General features: G+C 72.6%; 6 protein-coding genes and 1 pseudogene. 4 read left to right on the top strand and 3 right to left on the bottom strand.

What is annotated here, in order from left to right:
* Positions 1 to 455: 455 nt before the first annotated feature.
* The 3 genes from ACSNOK_RS28375 to ACSNOK_RS28365 form a co-directional block, all read right to left on the bottom strand.
* Positions 456 to 1,496, bottom strand: a complete 1,041-nt coding sequence (locus ACSNOK_RS28375; protein WP_436783646.1) for a S66 family peptidase — start codon at positions 1,494 to 1,496, stop codon at positions 456 to 458.
* 10 nt (positions 1,497 to 1,506) lie between these two features.
* Positions 1,507 to 2,169: an Lsr2 family DNA-binding protein gene (locus ACSNOK_RS28370; RefSeq protein WP_436783645.1), complete on the bottom strand. Its 663-nt coding sequence runs from the start codon at positions 2,167 to 2,169 to the stop codon at positions 1,507 to 1,509.
* A 193-nt stretch (positions 2,170 to 2,362) separates the two neighbouring features.
* Positions 2,363 to 3,331: a phosphatase PAP2 family protein gene (locus ACSNOK_RS28365; protein ID WP_436783644.1), complete on the bottom strand. Its 969-nt coding sequence runs from the start codon at positions 3,329 to 3,331 to the stop codon at positions 2,363 to 2,365.
* A gap of 450 nt (positions 3,332 to 3,781) precedes the next feature.
* Here ACSNOK_RS28365 and ACSNOK_RS28360 point away from each other — a divergent pair, with 450 nt between their 5' ends.
* The 4 genes and pseudogenes from ACSNOK_RS28360 to ACSNOK_RS28345 all read left to right on the top strand — a co-directional run.
* On the top strand, positions 3,782 to 4,540 hold the full coding sequence (locus tag ACSNOK_RS28360) for an SDR family NAD(P)-dependent oxidoreductase (protein WP_436783643.1): 759 nt from the start codon (positions 3,782 to 3,784) through the stop codon (positions 4,538 to 4,540).
* A 76-nt stretch (positions 4,541 to 4,616) separates the two neighbouring features.
* The gene (locus tag ACSNOK_RS28355; protein WP_436783642.1) at positions 4,617 to 5,036 is read left to right on the top strand and encodes a hypothetical protein; all 420 of its coding nucleotides are present in this window, start codon (positions 4,617 to 4,619) and stop codon (positions 5,034 to 5,036) included.
* On the top strand, positions 5,033 to 6,853 hold the full coding sequence (locus ACSNOK_RS28350) for a caspase, EACC1-associated type (protein ID WP_436783641.1): 1,821 nt from the start codon (positions 5,033 to 5,035) through the stop codon (positions 6,851 to 6,853). The genes ACSNOK_RS28355 and ACSNOK_RS28350 overlap by 4 nt, the downstream gene beginning before the upstream one ends.
* 318 nt (positions 6,854 to 7,171) lie before the next feature.
* Positions 7,172 to 7,384: pseudogene (locus ACSNOK_RS28345) on the top strand (transglycosylase SLT domain-containing protein); the annotation flags it as partial.

Below are 7,384 nucleotides of genomic sequence, written 5' to 3'. Positions count from 1 at the left end.
GGGTGGACGGGATGAGGGGGACGGGTGGGGGAAGAGGTCGCAGCGGTCAGCGTACGGAGGTTCGACATGAGCTCAGCTCTTTCGCGCGGGGAACGTCGAAAAGACGTACTGGCGCGGGCCGTTGGCCGGCAGTGGTGCCGACGGCTGACTTCGACGGGGGTCAGCGAGGAAGGTGGGCCTGCGCGCGAGGACACGCGCGACAACACACTCGGTCGAAGTCGTGGTGCTGACGGGACGGCCAGAAGGGCTCGAGGTCGCTGCGACCCTTCGCGATGTTCCGGTGGCTGGCCATGCCCCTATTGAAGCATGGCCACGGCCGGGGGAGCAGGCCCGTTCCGGGCATGTGACCAGGAACGCGGGGCGGCGGCCCGGTTCGGTACGTCACCTCGGCAGGTCCGACTCGGCAGGTCCGACTCGGCAGGTCCGACTCGGCAGGTCCGACTCGGCAGGTCACCTCAGTACGTCACCGTGATCCGCCGCGCCGGCCCGTCCACCCGGACCGTGCCCCCGTAAGGGATCACCTGCTGCGGGTCGGTGTGCCCGAGGTCGACGTCGAAGACGGCCGGCACCTCGGGCGCGTACTCGTCGAGCGCGCGGTCCACCGCCGCCCGCAGCGCCCGCCGGTAGGCGTCGCCCTCCTCGGGAGTGCGCCGCCGGTCCAGCGACCAGCCCTTCGCCCGGCCGACCAGAACGGCGGGGAAACGGCGCAGCAGCCCGCGTTCGCCCATGGCGCGGAGGATGCCGTACACGTCGGCCGGGCGCGGCTGCTCCTCCGAGGTCTCCAGGAAGAGGACGCACCCCTCGTACGCCTCCGGCTCCCGGATCTCCCGGCCGGCCATGAGGAGCCAGGACAGGATCTCGATGTTGCCGCCCCAGGAGATCCCCTCCACCACCCGGTCGGGGTTCCGCCAGGTCCACCCCTGACAGGGGCGCATCGGGGGCGCGCTCAGGAAGGTGTCGGGGTCGTCCCAGGGCCGGTCGACGTCGTTGAACTCCCGCACCTCGGAGAGTTCGTACGGCCCGGAGGCGAACAACGCCGCCCGCAGCGAGGCGGCGGTCACCGGGTGCAGGGCCCCCGGCCGGCCGAGCTCCACCATCACGCTCCCGCCGTGATAGCTCACGATGCCGGAATTCCACAGCCAGGCGTGGAGATTGGTGTTGTCGCTGTAGCCGAAGAAGGGCTTGGGGTGGGCGCGGATCAGGTCCCGGTCCAGGTGGGGGAGGACGGTGAGCTGATCGTCGCCGCCGATGCTGCTGAACACCGCCGTGATCGTCGGGTCCGCGAAGGCGGCGTGCAGGTCGTCCGCCCGCTCGCGTGGCGAGGAGCCCATCTTCCTGGTCGCCGGGAACTCCACCGGCACCAGGCCGAACTCCTCCTCCAGCCGTCGCAGTCCGAGCTCGAACGGACGGGGGAAGAGGCCGGGCAGCCCGGCCGAGGGCGATACGACGGCGACGCGGTCGCCGGGACGGGGCTTGGGCGGGTACTCGGGGCGCATGTCGGTCACCCTAGGGGCGGGTGGGGGCGGCGCGCTCCGGGTTTTCCGGGGGCCCGGCCGGCCCCCGTACCGCCGTTCCGTCCGGGTCCGGCCAAGGGTGGGCCCGCTCCCAGGCTTCCCTCGCGACGAGCGGAATCCGACCGCGCGGGGGTACCTCGAAGCCGTTCTCCCGCGCCCACCGGCGGATGACGTCGGTGTCCACGGGCGGCCGGACCTCGACGACGGGCAGGTCCTCGGGGCCCGGCGGGTACGGCGTGAAGACGGACGCCGTTTCGAGCACGTTCGCCGGGAACTGCGGGACGTCGATCCGCCCGCCGAGAGCGTCGGCGAGGAACCGGGTGAGGGTGCCGTCGAAGAGGAACCACTGGGGGCCGCGGGCCTCGTTGACGGCGATGCCCCAGGAGTCGGGGGAGTCGAGCGGGTCGGTGATCCAGAAGAGGTCTTCGCCGTTGTCGGTGCCCGCCATGTTGAACAGGAACCGCGGATCGTACGGCACCGGGTGGGTCCCCCGGTCGTAGTCGTGCCGCAACTGGGCCCGGACCGCCTCCGGCACGGGGCCGGTCAGGTCGACCCACCGGGTGGGGCCTGCCGGATGGTAGACGTGCAGGTAGTCGGCGAAACTCCCCGGCCCGTAGGTGGCGACGAGATCTTTGTAGTCCTGGGGGAGCCGCATGCCCAGGGCGGTCTCCACCGCGTACCAGTCCGGGGTGGGCGGCCGGCTCCGGGGGAGGCGGGCAGATGCGGGTGAGGGTCGTCAGCGCGCTCAAAAGGGATCCCCTACGGCATCGATGGTGGCGGCGATGGTGCTTCACGGTAGACGCCGTACTCGGTGAGGAGTCTCGGGTGCGGGGCCACGCTGCTGTCCGTCAGGCGGAGCGGGACGCATCGCCGCGGCCGGACGACCCACGGCCGCCCGCCCCGCCACGTCCACGGCGGCCTGCTCCAGGACCGTCCGCGCCACGGCCGTCCGCTCCAGGACCGTCTGTTCCACGGCCGTCCGCTTCACCGCGCCCGGGCCCGCTCACCCGCTGCTCGCCCCGCCGGCCGGCACCTCCGCTGCCACTACCGCCACTACCGCTACTACCGCCACTACTGCGGCTGTCACGGCTGCCACGCCTGTTGCCACCATCGCCACCATCGCCACGGCCGTCACCGGCGTCCCCGCCCCTCGGACCGCCGCGCGGGGCGGTCCCGTGCCGCGTCGCGGGCAGGAAGCGGAGGGCGGCCCAGGCGCAGACGCTCAGCCAGACCGTGGCGAACAGCCAGCCGGCGATGACGTCGGTGAACCAGTGCACCCCGAGGTAGGCGCGGCTCAGCCCCACCGCCACCGCCCAGCACCCGGCCACGGCCACCACCGGCCCGGCGGCCCGGCGGGAGTGGAGCAGCAGGGCGGCGGCGATCAGCCCCGCGGCCATGGCCGAGGTGGCGGTGTGGCCGGAGGGGAACGACCAGCCGTCGGCATGCGTGGCCCAGCCGTCGACGGGCGGCCGGGGCCGGGCGACCGCCGCCAGCACTCCGTACCGGACCGCCTGCCCGCAGGCCAGGACGGCCACCGCCGCGCCGGCCGCCCACAGCCGCCGCCGTCTGTCGCGCGCCGCCAGCCACCCGGCGAGGAAGGCCAGCAGATAGGGGACGGGGCCGGTGCCGGTGGCGGTGACCGCCCGGGCGGCGGCGACCCCGACGTCCGGACGGTGGGCGAGCGCCCAGGCGCGCACGTCGGCGTCGACGGGGAGCCCGTTCCCGCCGTGCCGGAGCACCAGCACCGCCGCCACGACGAACCCGAGCAGGGCGGCCCCGGCCGAGACCCCGGCACGATTGCCGCGTCCGCCGCTCACGCGCACCCCCTACGGGCAGCGGAGCCCTTAGGGGCCACGAGCCCCCGTAGGGGCCCGGCCCCCCTAGGGGATACCGGCCCCCTAGGGGACACCGATCCCTTAAGGGCCGGAAAACCCTTAAGGGCCGAGAAACCCTTACGGGACACAGGGGTGTCGGAGCCCTCACGGGACACCGGACGGCGGCGAGGCGCCGACGGACAGGGCATAGGGGCGGACAAAACTGCGGTCACCGCTGCGGTCCCTTCATCCTGCGAGCGCCTCAGGCTCTGGAGACGGTCCGGGGAGGAGGAAGGTTCCCACGCCCGGCGGACGGATCGACGACGCCGGGCCGACCGGCGGCGGGATCGGATCCGCGCATGCCCGGACGGGAAGAGCGCGAACGTGGTGGTGGCGACAACAGGTTCGGCAACCGCTCCCCGCACCCGAGCCGATCTTGCCAGCATGCCGGACATGAATCGTTTCACCGACAAGACGGTCCTGATCACCGGCGGCACCAGCGGCATCGGCCTCGCCACGGCCGGGCGCCTCCTCGACGAGGGCGCGCACGTGATCATCACCGGCCGCGACGACACCCGCCTCAAGGCCGCGACCGAGAAGCTCGGCGGGGACGCGGACCGCATCCTCGCCGTCCGCGCCGACGCCGCCTCCCCGGCCGAGCTCGACGCGCTGATGCGGCGCGTCGCATCCTGGCGCGGCGGCCTGGACGCCCTCTTCGCCAACGCGGGCGTCGGCATCTTCAAGCCCGCCGCGGAGCTGACCGAGAACGACGTCGACCGGATGCTGGACGTCAACGTCAAGGGCGTCTTCTACACCGTCCAAAAGGCGTTGCCGCTGCTGCGGAAGGGCGGCGCCGTGGTCCTCAACGCCTCCTGGACCCTGCACCGCGGCATGGCCGTCGCCTCCGTCTACTCGGCCGGCAAGGCGGCCGTGCACAACCTGGCCCGCACCCTCGGCGCCGACCTCGCGCCGCGCGGCATCCGCGTCAACTCCGTCAGCGCCGGCTTCATCGACACCGAGATGTACCGGGAGTCCGTCACGGACCCGGCCCAGCACGCCCGCAACGCCGCCGACGTGCCGCTCGGCACCCTCGGACGGCCGGAGGACATCGCGGCGGCGGTGGCGTTCCTCGCGTCGGACGACGCCGCCTACATCACCGGCCAGGACCTGATCGTCGACGGCGGCCTCGTCGGCTCGATCCCACAGCGCTGACCGGGCGCACGTCCGTCGGCCGTCACCGCCGAGCGTAAGGTGAGCCGCACACGACGTGAGGAAAGCGGAGCACAGGGTGAGCGGAACCATACGTTTGGCGCTGCTGGGACTTCCGGACACCGACGAAGAGGAACTGCGGGAGCTCAGCGGCCGGTTGCGCCGGACCCTCCTCGAACTGGACGTGGAGGACGTGCGGTCGCACCACGCCGACCATGAGGAGCCGGAGAGGACGAAGGGCGGCGAGCTGGTCACGGCGGGGATGCTCGTCGTCACGGCGGCGCCCTTCGTGCTGCGGCAGGCGGTCCGGCTCACGGACACCTGGCTGAAGAACCGGCCGGTGCGCGGCGTCAAGGTGGAGCTGGACGGCCGCACGATCGAACTGGGCAACGCCACCGCCGACGAACGCGAGCGCCTCCTCGACGCGTTCCTCGCCCACAGGCCGCGGCCGGACGACGACCGGGACGACCCCGAACCGGATCAGGGCACGACGCAGTGAAGCACGAGGCAACCGGTGAGGGCGGCCGCCGTGCCCTGCTCATCGGCGCGGGAGAGTACGAGGACGACAGGCTCAGCACGCTGCTCTCACCCGCGGCGGACTGCGCGGCGCTGGCCGAAGTCCTCAAGGACCCGGAGATCGGCGGTTTCGAAGTACAGGACCTGGTGGACACCGACAGGTCCCTGGTCGACCGCGCGATCGGCGACTTCTTCCGGCAGGCGGGACGGAACGACCTCCTGCTCCTGTACTTCTCCTGCCATGGGCTGGAGAGCAACGACAAGCTCTACTTCGCGCTCCGGCACACCGACCGGGACCAGCCCATCTTCACGGGAATCCCGGCCACCCTCGTCCGCGAGGCGATGGACGCGTGCCGGGCCCGGAGCATCGTCGTCATTCTCGACTGCTGCCACAGCGGCCTGTTCCCGCCCGGGGCCAAGGGTGAGGGAGCGGCGAGCTTCGAGAAGGCGCTGGCCGGCCACGGCCGGGTCGTGCTCACCGCGGGAACCGGAAACCAGCTTGCCTGGGAGGGCGACCATCCGGACGGTGGAGCGCCCGCTCTCTCGCGCTTCACCGGAGCGCTCGTCGCGGGCCTGCGCAGTGGCGCCGCCGATCTCAACGGTGACGGCCTCATCACGGTGTCGGAACTGCACACGTACGCCTGCGAGCAGGTGCACCGCGAGGGGCCGGGGCAGACCCCCAGCCTGGGTGGCCGGCTGCAGTACGACATAGCCCTGGCGAAAGTCCGGAAGAAGCCCCGGAAACGAGCCACGAGCGGCACCCGGGCCAACCGCCGGTCTCCGGCCGTCCGCCCCCAGCCCGTGTCGCCCTGGCGTGTCGCGGCGGCTTCGGGCCCCGCCGGGCAGCCCGTCCTGCACGACGGCCTCCTGATCGTTCAGGAGAAGAGCCTGCTGTACGTGATCGACGCCAAGTCCCATCGCCGATATCCCTTGATCCGGATGCGGCACACGGGGCCTCCCGCTTTCCACGGCGGTGCGGTGTACTTCCCGGGCCGCGGCGGTGCGCTTCAGGCCGTCGACCTCCGGACGGGCCGGCCGCGGCACGTCCGCCCCGTCAAGGTCCGCGACGGCTTCCTGACCGCGTCCGCCGACACGCTGTACGCGGCGGCTCCGGACACCACCCTCCGCGCCCTCGACCCGGAAACCGGGGCCGACCGCCGGCCGCCCTCTCCCACCGGGGCGCGGATGACCTGCGCACCCGTACGGGTCGCCGATGCCGTGCTCTACGTGACGAGCGCGCCGGGACCGGCGGACGCCGCCGAGGACCGCGTCGTGGCGGTCGGCGCGGCCACGGGGCGGCACATGTGGACCCGCTCGTTCGGGAGCCCCTTGGTCCCGGAGTGGTTCACCGCCACCGACCAGGGCCTCTACGTGGTCGAACGTGCCGGTCCCGAGCACCACATGGTCACCAGCCTCGACCCGGCGGACGGCGGTGAGCTCTGGACGTACGCGTCCGCGGCGCCCCTCGCCGCCGCCCCGGCCGCGGGGGAAGGGCGGGTGGTCCTCGGCGACACGGACGGCCGGCTCACCGTGCTCGACGGACGGTGCGGCGACGTGGCCTGGGAGAGGAAGACGGAAGGCAGGCTGCTCACCCCTGCCTTCTTCTCCGGTGACACCCTCCTCACCGCTGACCGTGCCGCGCGGCTCACCGCACGACGGCTCTCCACGGGCCGCAGGCTGGCCTGCAAGGAACTCCTCCTCAGCCCGGACCCCCGGAGCGGCCCGGCCGTCGGCGACGGCGTGCTGTACCTGACGGACAGCCGTGGAGACGTCCATGCCATGAGGGCCGACCTGAGATAGCCCGGCGGACAGCGCGCGTTTCGTATGCGTGGGGCCACGGTTCGTCGACGGTACGGAGCGGTCGCTGTGAGGCCGCGCATAGGGCCTCGATCACATACGGACTTCTTTAGTGCTGAGCACCGCCCAATTCCAGGGGCTTGTGAGGTCTTTCGAGGCTGCGTGAACGAAGCGGGGGAGTAGATCACAGTGCTTGTCGGGGTTTTTCCGGGCCGCTAACAATTACTGGACCGCACGGCGCCGTCCGACCGAGAACGGCGCTTTCGTTTGCGCCGGTTCCGGCTCCGTGCGGTGTCCCCGATCTGAGAGGTCCTGCTTCTGATGCGCTCCACTCACTCCGGCTATACCCGTCTGACCAAGGCCCACAAGTTCTCCGCCGCGGCGCTGACCGCCGCCGGTGCCGCCGCCGTGGCGTTCGGTGCCGCCTCGCACGCCGTGGCCGCGCCGGTGCCGGCGCCGGTCAAGCCGGTCGCGCAGAGCGTGGAGAGCTTCGCCCAGACGCAGGACGCCGAGCGGGCGCAGGCCACCGACAAG

The organism is Streptomyces sp. URMC 126, assembly GCF_051386555.1.
Lineage (GTDB): Bacteria > Actinomycetota > Actinomycetes > Streptomycetales > Streptomycetaceae > Streptomyces.
This window is presented reverse-complemented; position numbering and strand designations above follow the sequence as displayed.